We start from the raw sequence: 18,551 nt of genomic DNA on the forward strand, positions 1-18,551 counted from the left end.
CGAACCACAATGCAAAGCGGTGCAGGCGTTCTCGACTCTAGCGCTGCGGTCGCCGCGGGATGGCTTCGCTGGTTGGTGATCGGGTGGCTCGTCGCCGGTACATTCGACATCTCATACGCGACGAGCTTTTCGTATTTCCGAAGTGGAGTCGCGCCATCGCGCATTCTGCAGTCGGTCGCCAGCGGAGCCCTGGGTAAAGACGCCTATCAGGGAGGTGCGGCGACCGCGACGCTCGGGCTCGGTCTGCATTTCGTGATTGCGCTCATCATCACGTGCATCTTCTTTGCTGCAGCCTCACGTCAACCGGTGCTCACGGCGCAGCCCATTCTGGTTGGCGCCCTGTATGGCGCGATGGCATACGCAGTCATGAACTATGTAGTCGTTCCCTTCTCGCGCATCGGTCCGCGTCCAACGCCCGCCACGCCAGTTTGGGTGACGGGTCTGCTCGTCCACATGTTCCTGATCGGCGTTCCAATCGCGCTCGCCGCACGCCGGGGGTTCAATCGATGAAACCGTATCTGGCTGTCATGGCTGTGGTTTTCGGGCTGCTCGTGGTCGCGCACATCTTTCGAATGTTCGCGGAGCCCGGGAGCAGCACGCACAACCCCTGGTTCATCGGCATCACGATCGTTGCCGGAGCGCTCTGCGCCTGGTCGGTCCGGCTACTCGTAAGACCGCCAAGGGCGTAGGCGTCAGTCGGCGAAGAGCGTCGTGGACAGATAGCGCGACGCGGAATCCGGCGCGATCATCGCGACGCGCGCGTCAGGTCCGAGCTCGCGCGCAATCTGTAGCGCCGCCCACGCGATCGCACCAGACGACATTCCAACGAACACGCCCTCTTCGCGCGCCAGTCGTCGCGCGAGCGGAAACGCATCCTCCTCCCAGACCTGGATCACGCGATCCACGACTGTCCAATCGAAATTGTCTGGCACGAAGCCGGGACCCATCCCCTGGAACTGATGCTGCCCGCGCACGCCGCCCGACAGCACGGGAGAACGCGCTGGCTCAACCGCGACCACGAGTGCCTCTGGCCGTCGCTCCTTGAGAAAATGGCCGACGCCCGCGATCGTGCCGCCGGTGCCCGACCCATACACGAACGCGTCGATGCGCCCTTCGAGCGCGTCCCAAAGCTCGGGCGCTGTAGTCCGATAGTGGATGCGCGGGTTCGCCGGATTGGAGAACTGATTCGGCATCCACGCGCCGGTCGCGATGCGGATCTTGTCGGCCTCCTCGATCGCCGCGAGCATGCGACGCTCGGGATCGGTGAGCACCAACTCTGCGCCGTACGCGAGCAACGTACGCTTCCGCTCCTCGCTCATCTGCGCCGGCAAGCAGAGAATCAGCTTGTAGCCGCGCGCTGCTGCCACCTGCGCCAAACCAATGCCGGTATTGCCAGACGTCGGCTCCACGATAGTGCCACCCGGCTTGAGCAGGCCGCGCTCCTCGGCGTCGAGAATCATCCCGAGTGCTGTGCGGTCTTTGATCGACGCACCCGGGTTGAGTCCCTCGAGTTTGACCCAGACCTCGGCCATGCCCGGCTCCACGACCCGTTCGAGCTTCACCACCGGCGTTCGGCCGATGGTCGAATCGATTCGATGACTCACAGGCTGGGGCGTCAGGACCCGGCTTCGCTCAGTCTCTGTTTTCACGAAGAACATCCTCAGCTACCAAATGGGGAGCAAAACAAAAAACGGCCACCGAAGGTCGGCGGCCGGGATCAACTTCCCTGGATCTGTGGGAGTGCGAGTCGGTTAGGTCGACGATCGCGTTCCCGGGCGCCAAACGATATGCGAGTGCTGTGGACAGCCCCGACAACAGGAGGCGGCCATGGCGACCGGACAGGTGGATTGGAGCGGGAGGACGCAACGCGACATATCGAAAGCGTACGGCCCCCCGCAAGCCCCGTCAATCTGCCCGACACTCTCCGAACCAAACTGCCGTTCCGGTTGTCTTACGCCTCGGAGACCCTTTCCCCCGAGAAACTCATGCGCTCGAAGTTCCTGTTCCTGTCGCTCCTCGCTGGTCTGATCGTCGCCGTATCTCCCGCTCACGCCTCCGCCCAGTGGGTCACCTCTCGCGGTTACGATTCGCGCGACTACGACCGCGTACGCGAGCAGGCGCTCGAGCGAGCCGAACGCGCTCGCGAACGCGCTTCCGAGCAGCGCGCACGCTCTCGTGAACAGGCCGCTGAGCGGCTTGCGCGCACGCGAGAACGTGCAACAGAACGTGCGTACGAACAGCGGCGCGAACGCATGGAGCGGAAGTGACGCGCAGCGTCGAGCGCACGAATCGCGACATCCGCAATCATCTCGAGCGCGAGCGACGTCAGTTCGATCGCGTGTCGTACCCGCGCGAGTATTATCGTCGCTGGGAGTGAAGTAAGTTGGGTCCATGCGACCCACACTTCGACGGCTTTTCCTTCTCACACACCTCGTCGCGCTTGCGCCGGCTCTGGCGCAACGCGGCGGTCGTGCTCCCACCCGTCCAGCCACCGTCCTGATCGCTGACGCGACGCTGATCGACGGTACCGGTGCGGCTCCACAGCCGCATCTGAGTATTCTCATAGACCGCGGTCGCATCAGTCGCGTCTTGTCGTCCGCCGAGCCGGCGCCAGCGGCAGACACGGTGATCAACGCCGCGGGCCTCTACGCCATGCCAGGGCTGATCGACGCCCACGTGCACATCGGCACGACTCCGTGGGTTGACGAAAGCGCCCAGTTGCGACGCGCGCTTCGCGGCGGCGTCACCGCGGTATTCGATATGGCAAGCGACACGCGTGCAACCGGCGATCTCTCGCGGGCGGTGCTCGCCGGCGAGATCTCCGGTCCGTCGATCTATTACACCGCACTCATGGCTGGACCCGCATTCTTCGCCGACCCGCGAGTGCTCGCGGCAAGCTTGGGATACAAGGCCGGCGAAGCGCCGTGGATGCAGTCGGTCACGAATGAAACAGATTTCGTTCGTGCGGTCGCTCGCTCAAAGGGCACTGGCGCGACGGCGATAAAACTCTACGCCGCCCTCGACGGCGCGGTCGTCACGCGGATTGCCGCCGAGGCGCGACAGCAGGGTCTTCGTACCGTTGCACACGCCACGGTCTTTCCTGGAAAGCCAAGTGAACTCGTCGACGCGGGCGTCGACATTCTGGCGCACACACCCTACCTCATCTGGGAAGCGAGCGCACCGACGGACAGCTTCCAACTCCGCGGCCGCGGCGATTTCGTGCATGTGCCGCCAAACTCGCCGATCATCGAGCGTCTCCTCGCTCGCATGCGCGAACGCGGCACGATGCTCAATCCGACGCTGTGGGTATTCGCCGAGTCGCAACGACCCGATTCGGTGACCGCGCTGCGGTCGCCGTGGATGTACGCCGTGACCAAGCGCGCCTGGCAACTCGGGATTCCGATCGTCGCCGGCACCGATGGTCTCATCTCTCGCGACTCACTGCCCACGATTCATCGGGAGCTCGAGCTCCTCGTATCGAACGCCGGACTGACGCCGCTCGACGCCATCACCTCGGCCACGCGCAACGGCGCGCGCGCGATCGGCATCGAGAAGACGTACGGCACGCTCGAGGTCGGAAAGACCGCGGATCTGCTGCTGCTCGCCGGTAATCCAGTCGATGATATCCGTAATACACGACGCATTCGCCTCGTGGTGAAGAACGGAGCAGTCGTCAGCGGACGAGAATAATCCGCACAAGCGCAGCTCGGTCTGCTTCGCTAAGCGACTTGAGTAAGCCATCACAACCGTAGGCGTTGATCGCTGTACTGTTCCATATCCCGGAACTGAGAGAAGTCGAAATGCGCAAGAGACGTTGGCTCCCCTTGGCGTTGTGCGTCGCATTGTCGAGCGCGTGCTACCATCAGGTTGTTCACACAGGAGCCACTCCTGGGAAGATCACCGTCGAGCATTGGTTCGTGTCGACATGGCTCTGGGGACTTATTCCGGCGAAGGACATCGACGTCCGACGTGAGTGCCCTGCGGGAGTGGCGACGATCATGAGCGAAGAGAGTTTTGTGAACGGCCTGATCACCGTTCTAACGGTCGGGATCTACGCGCCGCAGCACGTGCAGGTCACCTGCGCCGCGCAGAGCGCAACCGGGCGCACGGATGACCTTCCCGCCGAAACGCGCTAACAGCCCAGTCAACGGAGACTCACATGACTCGCATTCGTGGACTCGCGTTTCTCGCGCTCGTCCTCTCGCTGGGCTGCTTTCGGATCGTCGTTGTCACGGGCGCGCCCGCGTCGGACAAGCAGATCGACAATCCCTGGGCGCATTCGTTCGTATTTGGAATCGTTCCGCCAGGCGAGATCTCGACGAAGGAGGCCTGTCCGCAGGGCATCGCACGATATCAAACGGAACGCAGTTTCCTGAATGGTTTGGTCGGCGCGCTCACGGAGAACATCTACACGCCAATACATACCACGATCACGTGCGCTTCAGGACCCGTCGCGCGTTGATCGTGTCCTGATCGCCCACACACTACGGCGTCTTCGCGTCGTCGCCCGGCTTGGTCTTGAGGAACACGACGCGCAACCGTCGCTGTATTTCGTACGCGGTGTCGGGAAGAATCGGCCGCGTCCGATCTGTGTGAAGTGCATGTATCGAACGGATCGTCGACGCGAGCGAAATCGACGGAAGCACTTCGTCGAAATCCGACACAGCCTCAACGACGGCGATCTCTGGCGTTTCGTCGGGGACCTTCGTGAGGCGCAGCCGCGCTCGCCGAATCTGAAAGCTCGAGCGATCGAGATACATCGATCCTGACACGTCCGGCTGTCGAATCTTCGATGCTGCCGCGAAGTCGACGCGCACCACGGCGTGACCGTCGACGGTATCGACACCGCCGTTCGCGAAGCAGTGATTCTCGAGAAATGTGCGCTCAGCGAACTGCGTCAGCGTCGGAATGTTGAACACGACTTGTCGCCGTCGCGGATCGTCCGATTGCACCACGACATTTCCCGGCGAATAGCTCCAGCGCATTCCGGTGCCGACGGTCGTGGTATCAATGCGCTGAAGAATCGACTCGCCGCCCACGTAGTGAATGGTCGACGCGCGCTCCATTGCGTAGACGAACGGGTATTGATCGGCGAGCAGGCGATATCGATCGGCGTTCTCCCGCAACTGGTCGAAGATCGCGGCGAACGCCGGATCGTTCGTTGCGCGCGGCGGACCGGGATTGGTGCACTGTCCCAGAGCGCGCACGGTCATCCCACCCAACTCGACGGCGATTTTCGCGAGCTGGATGCGCACGGTATCGGCGCGGTTACGATGCGCTGCGAGCGACAGCTCGACGGGCGAGTAGCCGATGTGTCGCACCGTCAGGCGGACCACGCCTTCGGGAAGATCGCGAAGGGCGAAGTATCCGCGTTCGTTCGTGAATTGCTCTCGTCCCAGCGCCGGGATCGCTACCACGCTATACGCGAGCGGCGCGCCGTTTTCCTTCGACACCACGACGCCCGCAATCGTCCCCCTGGCGCTCGAGTCGGCGCGGGGGGCGCGCTGCGCGCGAGCGAGCGATGACGCCGTGAGGAGAACCGCCGCGACGTGAACCAATCGCCGGAGAGCCTTCGTCATGTGCCGTAACCTAGGCCGCTGGGGCACCTCTCACCGAAGGTGCCCGGATGGGTCCCGCACGTACCCGGATCCGTCTGCGGAACGAAAAGATCTGAGTCGCTGGTCAGCGGGTGCTTGTCGAAAGCACCGGTGAACTACATGTTGCGAGTCGGCGGACTCACCAGCTCCGCCGGCTCGCGCGAAAGCATCTCGGCGCCACTGGCGACGCCGCAACCTTAGGGGTCGGCGTGCCCTACTCGTCGCCACAACACGAATGAAGGCCCAGTTCGAGCACGCGCCTGTCGCCTTCGCGGTGACCGAGGGCCCCGAGCACGCAGTGCGTTACGCGAATGTCGTGTTCAGCCAGCTCCTTGCCGCCGGCCAGATCGCGATCGATGCCACTTTAGCAAACTCTGATCGGACGTCGTCGAATATCGCACCGGCGCTCGACCGCGCCTTCCGAGGAGAGATCGTCCAGGATGAATTGCTAGCGGTCTCGGCAGGAACGGCGAGATGGAGTTGCACGGCGTGGCCCGTCGAAACAGACACCGTAGGACTGAAGGGCGTGGTGGTCGAGATTCGCGACGCCGGTGATATCGGAAAGGCCGTCACCCGCCAGCGTGCTCTCACGGAACGACTGCTGCTCGGCGCACTCCGCGAACAGGATTCCGCTCGCCAGGCGATCGAAGCTCGCAGCCGCGCCGCGTTCCTGGCCGCGGCAAGTCGCAACCTCGCTCTGTCCCTCGATCAAAATTCGACGCGCGAACTGGTGCAACGCAGCGTACTTCCTCGCAAGGGAAGTTGGTGCATCGTCGACATCATCGAATCGAACGGACAGATTCACCGCCTCGCTGTAGTTCATCCGGATCCGGCAAAGCAAAGTCTCGCCAGCGAACTCGCCGACGCGTGGTATCCGACGCCTGAGGATCCGGTCGATCCGCTGAGCATCGGGCGCCTTGCCACCGGACATCCGATCCTCTTCACGAACGACTCGAGCGCCGCGCTGGTCAGTGCTGCGCATGGACCGGAGAATCTCGCTGTTCTTCGACGGCTGGGCTTCGGCGCGCTACTGGTCGTTCCACTGGTCGCGCGCGACATGGTGCTGGGTACCATCACGTTCGTCATCCCCGAAGGTGACGATTCGTTCTCTAGCGACGAAATTGCCCTCGCATCGAATCTCGCCGACCGTTGCGCGCTTGCCCTCGAGAACGCCCGCCTCTACCGCGAAACAGACGCTCTGCGCGCGGCAGCCAATGACGCAAACCGGGCCAAGTCTGAATTCCTGCGCAACGTCGGTCACGAATTGCGAACGCCGCTCTATGCCATCGGCGGATATGTCGAGCTCCTCGAGACGACCACGCGGGGAGTGCTCACCACGGAACAGCGGTCTGACCTCAAGCGCATCAAGTACAATCAGGAGCACCTTGTCACGCTAATCTCGCAGTTGGTCAACTTCGTGCGGTCGGAATACGGTCGCGTGGAGTACGACCTTTCCGACGTGTCGGTTCAGGCCGCGTTGACCGACGTCGCCGTTTTGCTGGACGGGGCCGCGCGCGAGCGCCAGTTGGTCCTCGACGTACACATCGGAGACGTCGACGCATTCGCGCGGGCGGATCAGGATCGCGTCCGCCAGATCCTTCTGAATCTCGTCATGAACGGAATCAAGTACAGTCCGATTGGTGGCGGAGACGTTACGCTGAGTTTCGCTGCGCACCACGACACCGTAGTCATTCAGGTATCTGACTGCGGACCGGGCATCCCGACGGAGAAGTTGGAGGCCATCTTCGAGCAGTACGTGCAACTCCCGGGCGGGGCCGCAAACCGCCAGGGCGGATTCGGGCTTGGTCTCGCCATCAGCCGCAGCCTTGCACGAGCCATGGGTGGCGACCTCACCGTCGAGAGTACGGTCGACGTCGGATCTCGCTTCACCCTTACGCTCCCTCGTGTGAGCGCGGATTGGCTCTGATAGCCGTTCCGCCTGAGCACGGTTCTCGCACGTGCTTTCACCGATGATTCCTCCAGAGCCGTCGTCGGCTCGCGCCATGGCGCGTCAACTCCTCGCCGCCTCGGTCGCTGAGAGCGAACAGCCGAAGGATGTTGCGGCTGCAATACAACGCGTGTGCACACGCGCATCGGAGAATCTTCGTCGCGCGGTCGGCGACGACGGATATGACGCGCTGCTCGCCCGTGCACTTCGACGAACGGAGAGCGAGCACCCGGCGTTGGCAGACATCCGTCGCAACGTGGACGGCAGCATTTATCTCGACGGCATTGTCACCGGCGCCGAGAAGCACGGAGTTCCTGCGGTATCTGCCGCCGTCGAAGCACTACTCGCCGCGCTCGTCGACATTCTGAGCGGCCTCATCGGAGCGGACATGGTCCTAAATCTCCTGAGCAACGATGGTCCCACCTCACAACCACCCGGCGTACGGCCGATTCGATGACTGCCCCTGAGTCTTCACTCATTCGGAATATTCTCACGGGCGTACCAGGCCTCGACGCGGTCCTTGGTGGTGGCCTGTGTGAGTATTCGTTCAATCTGATCGCTGGAGCTCCGGGAGTCGGCAAGACGACGCTCGTGCAACAGATGCTCTTTGCCAATGCGACCGCCGAACGCCCCGCACTGTACTTCACGGTCCTTGGCGAGCCGACGATCAAGATGATTCGATATCAGCGTCAGTTTGGCTTCTTCGACCCGGCGCGCGTTCCGTCAGCGGTGCGCTTCGTGAACCTTTCGGCTGAGGCAGCTCAAGGCGACTTGGACGCGGTGTTGCAGCGAATCGTCGACGAGGTCGCCAACGAGAAGCCGGCCTTCGTCGCTGTCGACTCGTTTCGCACGATCAACAGTTCGCCCGACTCGGTCGATGCGGATGGCGGACTCACACTGGCGCGCTTCGTCCAGCGCCTGGCGCAACAACTCACCTCGTGGGAAGTGACATCGTTCCTCATCGGCGAGTATTCCGAAAGTGAAGGTCGTCATCCGGTATTCACTGTCGCCGACTCCATTCTCTGGCTGTCGGAAGACGTCGAGCGGAATTCCACCACGCGAAAGCTGCGCGCGGTCAAAGTTCGCGGACGCAGTCCAATGCCCGGCCTGCACACATTTCGAATCACGAACGCGGGAATGCAAGTCTTCCCACGTATTCCCGAGCAACAGCTGCTGCGCAAGACTCGCTCGGGCCGACGACTCGCGACGGGAGTTCCTGGTCTCGACGAGATGACCGGTGGCGGCTTTCCAGAGGGAGATGTCATTCTCATCACCGGTCCCGCGGGCAGCGGAAAGACGACCTTCGCGTCGCAGTTCGTTGCGCAAGGCCTCCTCGACGGCGAGAACTGTGTCGTCGCCGTATTCGAGGAGTATCCTGAAGGCTATCTCGCTCGCGCCAAGACGCTGCCCGTCGACCTCGACGAAATGATCGAAGCGAATCGGTTTGCCGTCACCTATCTGCGTCCGCTCGACCTCTCGGTCGACGAAATGCTCGCCGAGATCGGCGAGGTCGTCGCGCGCATTGGCGCAACGCGCGTCGTCATCGATTCGCTTTCTGGCTTCGAGATCGCCCTGGCACCGACGTTCCGAACGGACTTCCGCGAGTCGCTGTATCGGTTGGTCGGCGCATTGACGGCAACCGGCGTGACGGTACTGATGACGGCCGAGGTCGTCGACGCGAATCCAGCAGTTCGCGCGACGTCGGAGCGCGTATCGTTCATCACCGACGACATCCTGGTGCAGCGATACGTCGAGATCGACGGGCGACTCGAGAAGGTGCTCACCGTCGTGAAGATGCGCGGCAGCGAGCATTCGACCGACTTCAGGCAATATCATCTCAGTCCCGGAGGCGCGAGGATCGGTCGATCGCTCGGCGGTTATCGTGGGATCACGACTGGTGTTCCCGAATTCATCGGCAATCAGTCAACAGTAGACCCTGACGGGTGATGCTATGACGATCGAGCGACCGGACGTCGATCGCGGGCCGATCGACCACGAGAGCGCCGAAGTGTCGCTCGTGGCTGCGCTGGCGCGCCACCTCGCCTTTGCGCCGGTGGCCTTTGCCGTGACGGAAGGACCAACGCATGTCGTGCGCTACGCGAACGTCGCCTTTCAGACGTTGCAGACTATGGGCGACATTCGCATCGGTTCGCCCGCGCCCCATGCCGAGCGTCCTGGCGTCGACCTCACGCCATTGCTCGACCGCGCATTTCGCAGCGCTGAGACAATACGCGATGAACTGCTGGCTCCGGCGACTGGAACCGCTCGTTGGCGTTGCACCATCTGGCCGATTGCGAACGAAACGCGCGTCCCTGACGGGCTCGTTCTCGAAGTCCGCGACGCTGCGTTTGTCGAAGGCGCCATCGAACGACAGCGCGCTATCGCCCAGCGGCTGCTCCTCGGCGCGCTGCGCGAGCAAGACACCGCGAAGAGCGCGCTTGATGCCGGTCGACGCGCCGACTTTCTAGCGTCGAAGAGCCGCGACCTCTCCCGATCGCTCGATCAGGACGCGACGCGGGCGCTCGTTCGACAGACGGCGCTTCCTCGCGAGGGTACGTGGTGCATTGTCGACATCATCGAGTCGAACGGTTCGATTCATCGGCTTGCGGTCGTCCACCCCGATCCCGAGAAACAAACTCTCGCCAAGACACTGGCAGACAGCTGGTATCCCAAGCCAGACGATCCTGACGACGTCCTGAGTCTCACGCGGCTCGCTGGAGGCAAGCCGTTGGTGATCACGGCGGACTCCGAAGCGGAGCTGGTCGCGGCGGTGCACGGTCCAGAAAACCTGGCCATTCTTCGTGAGCTCGGCTTCGGCGCGCTCCTCATCGTGCCGCTGATCATTCGAGACACGGTGCTCGGCACAATCACCTTCGTCACCCCTGAGGGTGGCGAGCCATTCACCCCGGAAGAAATCTCGCTCGCCGCCGACCTCGCCGACCGCTGCGCGATGGCGCTCGACAATGCGCGTCTGTATCGCGAAGCCGATGCCCTTCGCGCATCGGCAAACGAGGCCAATCGAGCAAAGTCTGAATTCCTCGGGACCATGAGCCACGAGCTGCGAACACCGCTCAATGCGATCGGCGGATACGTCGGACTCCTCGAGATGGCGGCGCGCGGTTCATTGAACCCGGAACAGCGAGCAGACCTCGGGCGCATCAAGCACAACCAGGAACACCTGGTCGCGCTGATTGCTCAGATACTCACGTTCGTGCGCACCGAAAGCGGTCGCATGGAGTACCACCTGAGCGACGTTCCGGTGCTCCCGGCGATGAAAGAGGTGGCCGACCTCCTCGATGGATCCGTGCGAGAGCGGAAGCTGACGCTCGACATCGAGGCCGATGACCCCTCCGCAACGGTGTGGGCCGACCCCGACCGCGTGCGTCAGATTCTCATGAACCTCGTGATGAACGCGGTGAAGTACAGCCCGATCGGCAGCGGCGGGATTACGCTCAGGTCTGCTACAACAGCGGAAGCCGTGAGCATCCACGTCATCGACTGTGGCGCGGGGATTCCCGCCGAGAAACTGGACGCGATCTTCGAGCCGTTTGTTCAGCTTGCCGATGGAGTCACCAACCGGCAGGGCGGGGTCGGACTTGGCCTTGCGATCAGTCGCGATCTCGCGCATGCGATGAAAGGCGATCTGACGGTCGAGAGTACGGTGGACGTCGGATCGCGCTTCACACTCACGCTGCCGCGCGCCGCTTCAGAGCGCCGTAAGAGCGCAGATTCGGAGCGCCGTAAGAGCGCGGATTCAGAGCGCGTCGCCCCGCCCTGATCCGCGCCGCAAGACAACGGCTCGATCGCGTGCAGGTGCCCGATCAGCCGTGCGCCGGATTGTTCCTGTGCAGGAATTCCTCGATGCGACTCGCGATCTCTTCGCCGTGCGTTTCGAGTGCGAAGTGGCCTGTGTCGAGCAGATGTGTCTCGACGTTCTTCAGATCGCGCGCATACGGCTTCGCACCGTCGGGCGGAAAGATGAAGTCGTTCTTACCCCACACGATCAACGCCGGCGGCTGATGCGTGCGGAAGTATTCCTGGAACTTGGGATAGAGCGGGACGTTCGTTCGATAGTCGTAGAAGAGATCCATCTGAATCTCGAGGTTCCCCGGGCGATCCAGGCCCACCTGGTCGACGAGCCACGTTGTAGGATCGAGTAGCGAGCAGTCGCTAACACCATTCTCGTACTGCCATCTCGTCGACTTCGGACTGACGAGCGAATTCAGCGCCTTGCGATTCTCCGGCGTCGCATCGGCCCAGTACTTCTTGATCGGATCCCAGAATTCCTTCAAGCCTTCGTCGTAGGCATTCCCGTTCTGGATGACGAGCCCCTGAATCGAGTCAGGGTTCTTCAGCATCAGCCGATACCCGACCGGCGCGCCGTAGTCCATCACGTAGAGTGAAAACTTCCGCGCACCGATCTGCTTCAGCAGTTGGTCGACGATGTTGGCGTAGTTCTCGAACGTATAGGCGAACTTCGTGTGGTCCGGCATGCTGCTCTGGCCAAACCCCGGATAGTCCGGCGCGATCAGCCGGAACGAACCGGCGAGACGCGGTATGAGATTCCGAAACATGTTCGAAGACGTCGGGAATCCATGCATCAGCACCAACACCGGCGCATCGCTCGGCCCGGCATCGCGGTAAAAGATGCTCTGCCCGTTTACCTGGGCGGTCTTGTAGTGAACGGGGTGTTGCGTTCGAGTGGAAATGTCGACTGTGGTCATCGGCGCTAGTGCTCCTGTGTTGGGCGCGACGTCGCGGGCAACAAGGGTGCCGATCCCAGACGCGCCAAGCACGACGCGACGACACCGACGCACTCTACTCGACGTCGATCACCGCGCGCCAGCGAGGAACTTCAGGCGCGTTCTGGCCAGGACGAGGTCGGGAAGATCAGATGGCGCAGCTTGCCACCGTTCCATCACCGTTCGGTACTGCGATACGGCGGCGGCCGTATCACCCGTCGCGAGCAACAACTCGCCGAGGGCGACCGGGGCGTGAAGCCACTCGGCTTGCCCTTCCGATCCAAAGCCTCGCTCAGCGATCACCGCCGCCAATGTCGACTTCGCCGAGTCGGCTTGATGCGACGCCGCGAAGGCAGCCGCGGTCAGCGTGAGGCGAAGCACCGGCCAAGGAAGCGCGCGCGCACCTCGCAGCGACGCGAGCGCACTGTCAGGCTGGTGATGTGCTAGCGCGATGGCGCCATCAGCAAATGCTATCGCCGACTGATCCTGGGCATTCTCCCGGGCAGCTCGCGCACGAACCAGGCGCGCAACGGCCTCGGCATCCTGACTGCGCTCGAGCTGCTCGCACTGAAACACCAATACGCTGAGGAGTGTTGGCGAAAATGTTGGAGCGGAGGTGAGCGCAATGGCACGATCGATCTCGTGGTTTGCATCAGCAATGCGATTGTTCGAGCGATAGACTCCAGCCAGCAACATGTGATTGCGAGCTTCGCTCAGTCGCGTGTTCGGTTGAACGGACGCTGCGATCGCCTGCTGCAGCGACTCGGAGGCATCGCGTACGTTACCACGCCAAAACGCGAGCAGCGCCAACGATCGGAAACCCAATGCGCGGTCGTCGAGGCGAGGCTCGGTTGTCATCCGACGGAACGCCGTCTCCGCATCGGCGAGTCGCCCGGCCTCGACGAGAGCACTGCCGTATTCGTTGTTGATGTTGTTGCGGTACAGTACCGTCGAGTCGATGCGCTCCGCACGCCGGTAGCTCTCGATCGCGTCAGCAGGCCGGCGAAGACGCGAGTTGGCGGTCGCCACATTGATCCATGTGTTGGCATACGACGAATCGAGCGCGATCGAGTGCTTGAAGGCATCGATCGCTTCAGCCGTGCGGCCACCGCCGAGCAGGTTGGTGCCGTAGTCATACCAGCTCACGCTGTTCGGAAAGCGCTCGGCCAGCTGCCGCGACAGAGCGATGGCTGAGTCGGTACTTCCACGGTTCTGCGCGCGGCCAATGCGGAGGCCAATCAATTCCCGGTCGGTCAGGCGGCTCGCGTGCGAGAGCGCCAAATCGTAGTAGTGCTCTCCGCGTTCGCGATCGTGCGCATAGTAGTGCCATCCCGCTAGCGCACCGAGTGCCATCGAAAACGTCGAATCGAGATCCACGGCCCGTTCCCACAGCTCACGAGCGCGCGGAAAATCGCCCTTCACCCATGCGGCCGATCCGTCGGCGTAGGAATGAAGCGCCTCGATCGATGCCGTTGTCACGAGCGGTAGCCGCGCGCGATGCTCGGTGAGCTCTCTACTCGACTCACCCAAGCTTCGGCGAACGCGAAACAGCAATTCGTCGAGCGCCGGTAACACGCCCGCCCGCGATACTGGGGGTGTGCTGTCACTTGCGAGCAGACGATGTCCAACCACATCGGCCAATTCGGTGTGAATGACTATCGCGTCGCCGTGACGCGTGGCGCTCACGCCGAGCACCCATGGAACCTCCGCCCGCTCGGCGACCGCCTGGGCGAGGGAAAAGGTGAGTGCCGTGTCGGGATGCTCGATACGCATCAACGCGTAGAGCGGCGGAACGCGCGATCGTGGAAACAGCCGAACGAACGGCGACTGTCGTAGCGCGATGGACACTGCCGTACCCAACGACCGATCGAAGACAGTATCACCGGTGCGGTTGGCGACGTCGGCCACGAGCAGTTGAACGCTCGCGTCGGGCGCGGCCTCGTGTCGGGCGCACCCGATTGCGAATAGAATGACAGTGGCGACCACGGCGGGCGCGTGCATCGTCCGAAGCCTGCGTAATCGCGGCAAGGCAAACGTCATCGAGGACAAAGCCTATTGCGCCGAGTGTCTACCGTCGTGACTGAGCCAACGTTCGGCCGCATCCCGTCTGGTCGCGAGGAACGGATCGGCCGATGCCCAGGCGCGGGCAACGATACCATAGTGAACCGCGGCGCTATCGCGCTGTCCGTCGGCGTCGAACAACTGCGCGAGTAACTCGTGCAGTTCCGTGCGCGTGATGTACAGCCCAGCGCCCTCGATACCGCCATGTAGAGCTCCTTGCACGATTGGAATCGCTTCGTGTGGCCGATGCAATCGCAGAAGCGTTTTTCCCAACTCGGCGTTGATCCGAGTGTATCCGAATGTCGGCGAGTCCAGGGCCGCTCGAAATTCCCGCGCGGCCGCCTCATCCTGCTGCGCACGCGAGTAGAGCAAACCACGCACGAAACGATGCAGCGACGCGTCGCGCCTGAACGAGCTTCGGCTACCGGCCACTTCGATGCTGTCCACCAAGCGTCTGGCCGACAACGTGTCGTTCGCGGCAACGAAGGCGGTCGCCGCGAGCGTCAGCATCCATGTCGTCGAGCGTGGAGTCTGTGCTCCGTCCTGCCCCGCGCGCGCGAGCGTCAGAAACTGATCGGCCGCAGTCGTCGGACGCGCCATTTCCCAATCGAGAATCGCCGGCATGTATGGGTCGCGCGGCACGTCCCGGCGAGCAATCCTCGACTGCGGACCGCGACCGTCGTGCACGAGCGCAAGCGCTTCGCGATAGCGCCCTTCGCTTCTCAGACCGATGGTGCAGTACCAACGATACTGCGCGAAATCCACCGTGTTTTCGGTGGTGAGTCCATCGGCGCATTCATCGTCGACCGTTTTGAAATGATCGAGTCGCAGCGCTTTGACGAGCGTCGAGAGGTGAGAGGTATCAGTCTTGGCGCCGAGCGTCGCGGCGTGTGCCATCGCGGCATCGGCTTCGGAGGTTCGTCCAAACCCGACAGCCCAATCCGCAAGCACCGTCCAGGGAACGGCATCGCTCGGCCGCATCGCACGCCAACGAGCGAGCGTTCGGCGCACGGTCGCATCTGAATCTGCCCACTCGTAGCGCGTTACCAGGATGCTGAGCGCTTCGCACAGACGACAGATCGCCGCCTCGCCGACGCCGGCGGCTGAATCGAGCGCGATCGAACGATTGAGAAGACTCACCGCGCGGCCAAGATCGCGCGTAACTTCGCCCGCGCGAGTCAGCGCTTCAGGATCGTTTGGATAGCGCACGGCCAACGTTTCGGCTGCCGCCAACGTGCGCGCGTCATTCGCTCGCGCGCCGACGTGCGTAGTGATGAGCAACCGATCACGACTCGGTGCCGTCGTCGCGAGCGTGAGCGCACGTTCGGCGAGCTTTGGTTCATCTGCGTCGCTCGTCGCGAGAGCAGTTCGCCACGTGTAGTATGCGGCCATCGCGAATGTTGAATCCTCGCGCTGAGCATTCTGAAACAGGCGACGCGCGGCGACAGCGTCGAAACGGAAGAAGGCGCGGAGTCCTTCCTCGTAAAGTCGGAGCGCAACTACTGATCGCGTACTCGCCTCGCCGGAGGAGCTTAGCCCCGCGCTCCCGCCAGGCTCAGCGGTGGCTGCGGTGTGTGCCCCGCCATCGTGAACCGTACGCAGGCCACGTACGACCGCGGCGAGCGCCACCAGTGCGATGAGTCCCACCCCGACGCGCACGACGCGATTTCGCCAAGGCCGACTCGATCCCGCACCGAGAACCGCCGGCGACCGCTCTGAATCTGAAACCGATCGAGACGTGAGGCCGGCGGTCTGAAGCGTATTAGAGATATCTAATTGCCGCCCAGAGTACGCCGCCTCAACATCCTGATCGATCTGAGGCGCCTCCTGCTCTGGCGCGGGCGGAACGTATCGATCGGGCGGCTCGCGTCGAGCGCGTTGCGTGGCGATTTCCGCCCCCGGCGGCGATTCGCGCAATCGGGCGATGAGCCGCTCCAGCTCGGCGTCGGGATCGAGATCGAAGTCGCGCTGCAAAACCTCGAGATGTGCTTTCCCATGCGCGACTGCCGCAGCTCGATCTCCGCGAGCGGCGAGTGCCTCGATGTATCTCGCGGCGAACCTGGAATTGCCGGGATTGATCCGAGTCAGCTGTCGGAGGAACTCGATCGCTTCGTCGTGTTCGCCTTCCGCCGTGCAGGTCGCGGCTGCCGCCTGAATGGCGCGCACGGCGTCGGCGTCGACTGAGGATCGCTCTGACTCGACCCATCGCTCGAATTCGGGCGCCTCGTTGAGATAGAAGCCGTCGAGAAACGGACCGGCATAGAGTCTCGACGCCTCGGCCCAACGCTCTGCGCGGGCGGCCTGACGGAACGCGTCGATGTCGCTGGAAATTCGGTTGGGCTCGAGACGAAGCTCGGCTGAAGCGACAACGACGTCAGCGCCAAGCTCCCGCTTGAGACTGTAGAGCGCCTGCGAGAGTGCGTGGCGCGCGCGGTCTGGATGGGACTCGGGCCACAGGATGCCGAGCACGCGCTCGCGGCTCACTCCTTTGGCGCCGGCGGCCGCGCAAATCGCCAGCAATGCAAGCGATCGCGGTCGCGCTGCAACGCCGCCTTTCGCCTCAGGATTTTCGACCCAAAGCCCACCGAACGTATTGAGACGCAGCGACATAGGCCACGCTGATACCGAGATGACGCGCGCGTGATAGCCGGCTGAGGGAGCCCGACGAATTTGCGCGTCGATTGTACGTCGGGACAGGGGCAGTAGCAAGCGCTCCGGCCTCGAATTGGGTTCCGGCGCTCGAACCGTTCCCCACCCCTCTCGCAGGAAAGCCATGATTACCAAACGACTGCCCACGCTCGCGACCCTGATTGCCGCGTTCGCTTGCGCACCGCTGACTCCAGTGCTCGCGCAATTCCCCGGCACGGCGCAGAGCGGCTCCTCCGACCACCACCTCCTTCGAGTCGGCTTCGGCGGCGGAATGAGCGTCCCGACGCAGCACGCCGCCGACGCATTTAAGAACGGCGTGAATGGCGAAGCGTTCGTGCTCATCGACCTGCCCATCCTTCCGACACTCCGCGTCAACCTCGGCTACCAGAAGTTCGACTACAAGCAACTGCTAACCGGGCAGGCGCAGGGAACGACCAACATTTTCAGCGGCGTTGGCGGCCTTAACGTCACGCTCATCCCCTTCGGGCCAATCCGCCCGTATGTCACGGCCGGCGTCGGTGCCTTTCACGTGTCCGACGATCTGACCGCCGCCGCGACGACAGCAGCGCCGGGAATCAACGCATCCGCATCGAGCATCAAGTTCGGCGTCGACGGCGGCGCCGGATTGCGCCTCAAGCTCGGACGACTCGAAGCATTTGCCGAAGGCAAGATTCAGAACGTGTACACGGATCAGGGCGTGATCGACCGAAAGAACATCACGTCGATTCCCGTCACGTTTGGGATTCTGTTCTGATGCGTACGTCTCGCCGAAGCACAAACGTCGGCCGACTCCTCCTCATGGCCGCGGTGTCGCTGAGCGCGGCACTCTCCGTGTCGTGTTCAGCAGACGCGTCGACGTTGGCCGGCGCCATCACCGGCGGAGGAAAGCGTGCGAGCGGACGCGTCTCACTCGCCGTATCCGTCGATGGGTCGCGCACGCAAGCGTACGTAGGCGTGACCGAGACAAAGCGCGAGCTCGCTCAGAGCGACCTTGCGTTCGACCTTGTCGAGATTCAGGGAATCGGCGGCGCCCTGTTCAAGTGGGACAACACTCAGTACGGCGGCACCGCAAGCGCGTTCGAGGAATACACCAAGCCGGGCACTGTGCCGATTCCTGGGACACGGGATTCCAGAAATTGCACGACGGTCGATTCGACGAGTCAGAGCTTCTCGAGTGCGGCCGCGGGTGGTCAGTCGGGCGACGTGAAGCTGGAGATACAGGGGAACAGCTATCAGCTGTACATCGATGCGGGCGGCTTCGGTCCAACGAACCTCGTTCAGATCACCAACACCAATTGCACGAACGACGGCCACTTCCAGCGGTCGAGCATGGCGTCAACACTGAACCTCGTTCCATTCAGCCAGTATTTCTCGTCGTACACCAACGGCGCGGCGGGGTCGAGGATTTCCGTCAACGGCACCATCCCCGCGGGGTCGAATCGCGTGAACGACGTGCTGCAATGGACGGACTCCATGGTCGTGTTCTCAGTTGGAACAACGACCACGAAGGTCCCGGTCTTCGCGCGATTGACCTGGGACATCACGATCAAGTAG

17 protein-coding genes are annotated in these 18,551 nt (G+C 63.0%); 12 read left to right on the forward strand and 5 right to left on the reverse strand.

What is annotated here, in order from left to right:
• Window positions 1–9 precede the first annotated feature (9 nt).
• Window positions 10–510: a hypothetical protein gene (locus tag AC6H4Z_RS17890; protein ID WP_497543325.1), complete on the forward strand. Its 501-nt coding sequence runs from the start codon at window positions 10–12 to the stop codon at window positions 508–510.
• 17 nt (window positions 511–527) lie between these two features.
• Window positions 528–689, forward strand: coding sequence for a hypothetical protein (locus tag AC6H4Z_RS17895; protein ID WP_497543326.1), 162 nt, complete (start codon window positions 528–530; stop codon window positions 687–689).
• A gap of 3 nt (window positions 690–692) precedes the next feature.
• On the opposite strand, the gene cysK is transcribed toward AC6H4Z_RS17895, so the two are convergent.
• The gene (gene cysK / locus AC6H4Z_RS17900) at window positions 693–1,649 is read right to left on the reverse strand and encodes a cysteine synthase A (protein WP_497543327.1); all 957 of its coding nucleotides are present in this window, start codon (window positions 1,647–1,649) and stop codon (window positions 693–695) included.
• Between the two features lie 336 nt (window positions 1,650–1,985).
• On the opposite strand from cysK, the gene AC6H4Z_RS17905 reads away from it, so the two are divergent.
• The 4 genes from AC6H4Z_RS17905 (at window position 1,986) to AC6H4Z_RS17920 (ending at window position 4,462) form a co-directional block, all read left to right on the forward strand.
• Window positions 1,986–2,267, forward strand: coding sequence for a hypothetical protein (locus AC6H4Z_RS17905; protein ID WP_497543328.1), 282 nt, complete (start codon window positions 1,986–1,988; stop codon window positions 2,265–2,267).
• Between the two features lie 124 nt (window positions 2,268–2,391).
• Window positions 2,392–3,690 (forward strand): amidohydrolase family protein, encoded by a 1,299-nt coding sequence (locus AC6H4Z_RS17910; protein WP_497543329.1) that lies wholly within the window; start codon window positions 2,392–2,394, stop codon window positions 3,688–3,690.
• Window positions 3,691–3,800: 110 nt separating this feature from the next.
• A complete protein-coding gene (locus AC6H4Z_RS17915) occupies window positions 3,801–4,136 on the forward strand; it encodes a Bor/Iss family lipoprotein (RefSeq protein WP_497543330.1) in 336 nt (111 codons plus the stop codon).
• 23 nt (window positions 4,137–4,159) lie between these two features.
• Window positions 4,160–4,462, forward strand: a complete 303-nt coding sequence (locus AC6H4Z_RS17920; RefSeq protein WP_497543331.1) for a Bor/Iss family lipoprotein — start codon at window positions 4,160–4,162, stop codon at window positions 4,460–4,462.
• A gap of 22 nt (window positions 4,463–4,484) precedes the next feature.
• Here AC6H4Z_RS17920 and AC6H4Z_RS17925 read toward each other — a convergent pair whose 3' ends face one another.
• Complete coding sequence (locus AC6H4Z_RS17925; RefSeq protein WP_497543332.1) at window positions 4,485–5,579, reverse strand: carboxypeptidase-like regulatory domain-containing protein; 1,095 nt, start codon at window positions 5,577–5,579, stop codon at window positions 4,485–4,487.
• Window positions 5,580–5,832: 253 nt separating this feature from the next.
• On the opposite strand from AC6H4Z_RS17925, the gene AC6H4Z_RS17930 reads away from it, so the two are divergent.
• Genes AC6H4Z_RS17930 through AC6H4Z_RS17945 form a run of 4 tightly spaced genes read left to right on the forward strand, consistent with a single transcriptional unit; the run spans window position 5,833 to window position 11,323 of the window.
• Window positions 5,833–7,524 (forward strand): sensor histidine kinase, encoded by a 1,692-nt coding sequence (locus AC6H4Z_RS17930; protein ID WP_497543333.1) that lies wholly within the window; start codon window positions 5,833–5,835, stop codon window positions 7,522–7,524.
• A 43-nt stretch (window positions 7,525–7,567) separates the two neighbouring features.
• Entirely contained in the window at window positions 7,568–8,002 is a 435-nt protein-coding gene (locus AC6H4Z_RS17935; protein WP_497543334.1) for a hypothetical protein, read from the forward strand.
• Complete coding sequence (locus AC6H4Z_RS17940) at window positions 7,999–9,492, forward strand: DUF7125 family protein (RefSeq protein WP_497543335.1); 1,494 nt, start codon at window positions 7,999–8,001, stop codon at window positions 9,490–9,492. The genes AC6H4Z_RS17935 and AC6H4Z_RS17940 overlap by 4 nt, the downstream gene beginning before the upstream one ends.
• A 4-nt stretch (window positions 9,493–9,496) precedes the next feature.
• Complete coding sequence (locus AC6H4Z_RS17945) at window positions 9,497–11,323, forward strand: GAF domain-containing sensor histidine kinase (protein ID WP_497543336.1); 1,827 nt, start codon at window positions 9,497–9,499, stop codon at window positions 11,321–11,323.
• Between the two features lie 43 nt (window positions 11,324–11,366).
• Here the strand turns inward: AC6H4Z_RS17945 and AC6H4Z_RS17950 are convergent, their stop codons facing one another.
• The 3 genes from AC6H4Z_RS17950 to AC6H4Z_RS17960 all read right to left on the reverse strand — a co-directional run bounded on the left by AC6H4Z_RS17950 (window position 11,367) and on the right by AC6H4Z_RS17960 (window position 16,958).
• Window positions 11,367–12,269 carry an alpha/beta fold hydrolase gene (locus AC6H4Z_RS17950; RefSeq protein WP_497543337.1) on the reverse strand — a complete coding sequence of 301 codons (903 nt, stop codon included), beginning with the start codon at window positions 12,267–12,269 and terminating at the stop codon, window positions 11,367–11,369.
• Between the two features lie 108 nt (window positions 12,270–12,377).
• Window positions 12,378–14,288 carry a tetratricopeptide repeat protein gene (locus AC6H4Z_RS17955; RefSeq protein WP_497543338.1) on the reverse strand — a complete coding sequence of 637 codons (1,911 nt, stop codon included), beginning with the start codon at window positions 14,286–14,288 and terminating at the stop codon, window positions 12,378–12,380.
• A gap of 51 nt (window positions 14,289–14,339) precedes the next feature.
• Window positions 14,340–16,958 carry an AfsR/SARP family transcriptional regulator gene (locus AC6H4Z_RS17960; protein ID WP_497543339.1) on the reverse strand — a complete coding sequence of 873 codons (2,619 nt, stop codon included), beginning with the start codon at window positions 16,956–16,958 and terminating at the stop codon, window positions 14,340–14,342.
• A 163-nt stretch (window positions 16,959–17,121) separates the two neighbouring features.
• Between AC6H4Z_RS17960 and AC6H4Z_RS17965 the strand changes: the two genes are divergently transcribed.
• Window positions 17,122–17,751: a hypothetical protein gene (locus tag AC6H4Z_RS17965; RefSeq protein WP_497543340.1), complete on the forward strand. Its 630-nt coding sequence runs from the start codon at window positions 17,122–17,124 to the stop codon at window positions 17,749–17,751.
• Window positions 17,751–18,551: a hypothetical protein gene (locus AC6H4Z_RS17970; protein WP_497543341.1), complete on the forward strand. Its 801-nt coding sequence runs from the start codon at window positions 17,751–17,753 to the stop codon at window positions 18,549–18,551. The genes AC6H4Z_RS17965 and AC6H4Z_RS17970 overlap by 1 nt, the downstream gene beginning before the upstream one ends.

Source organism: Leucogemmata humicola, assembly GCF_055379415.1.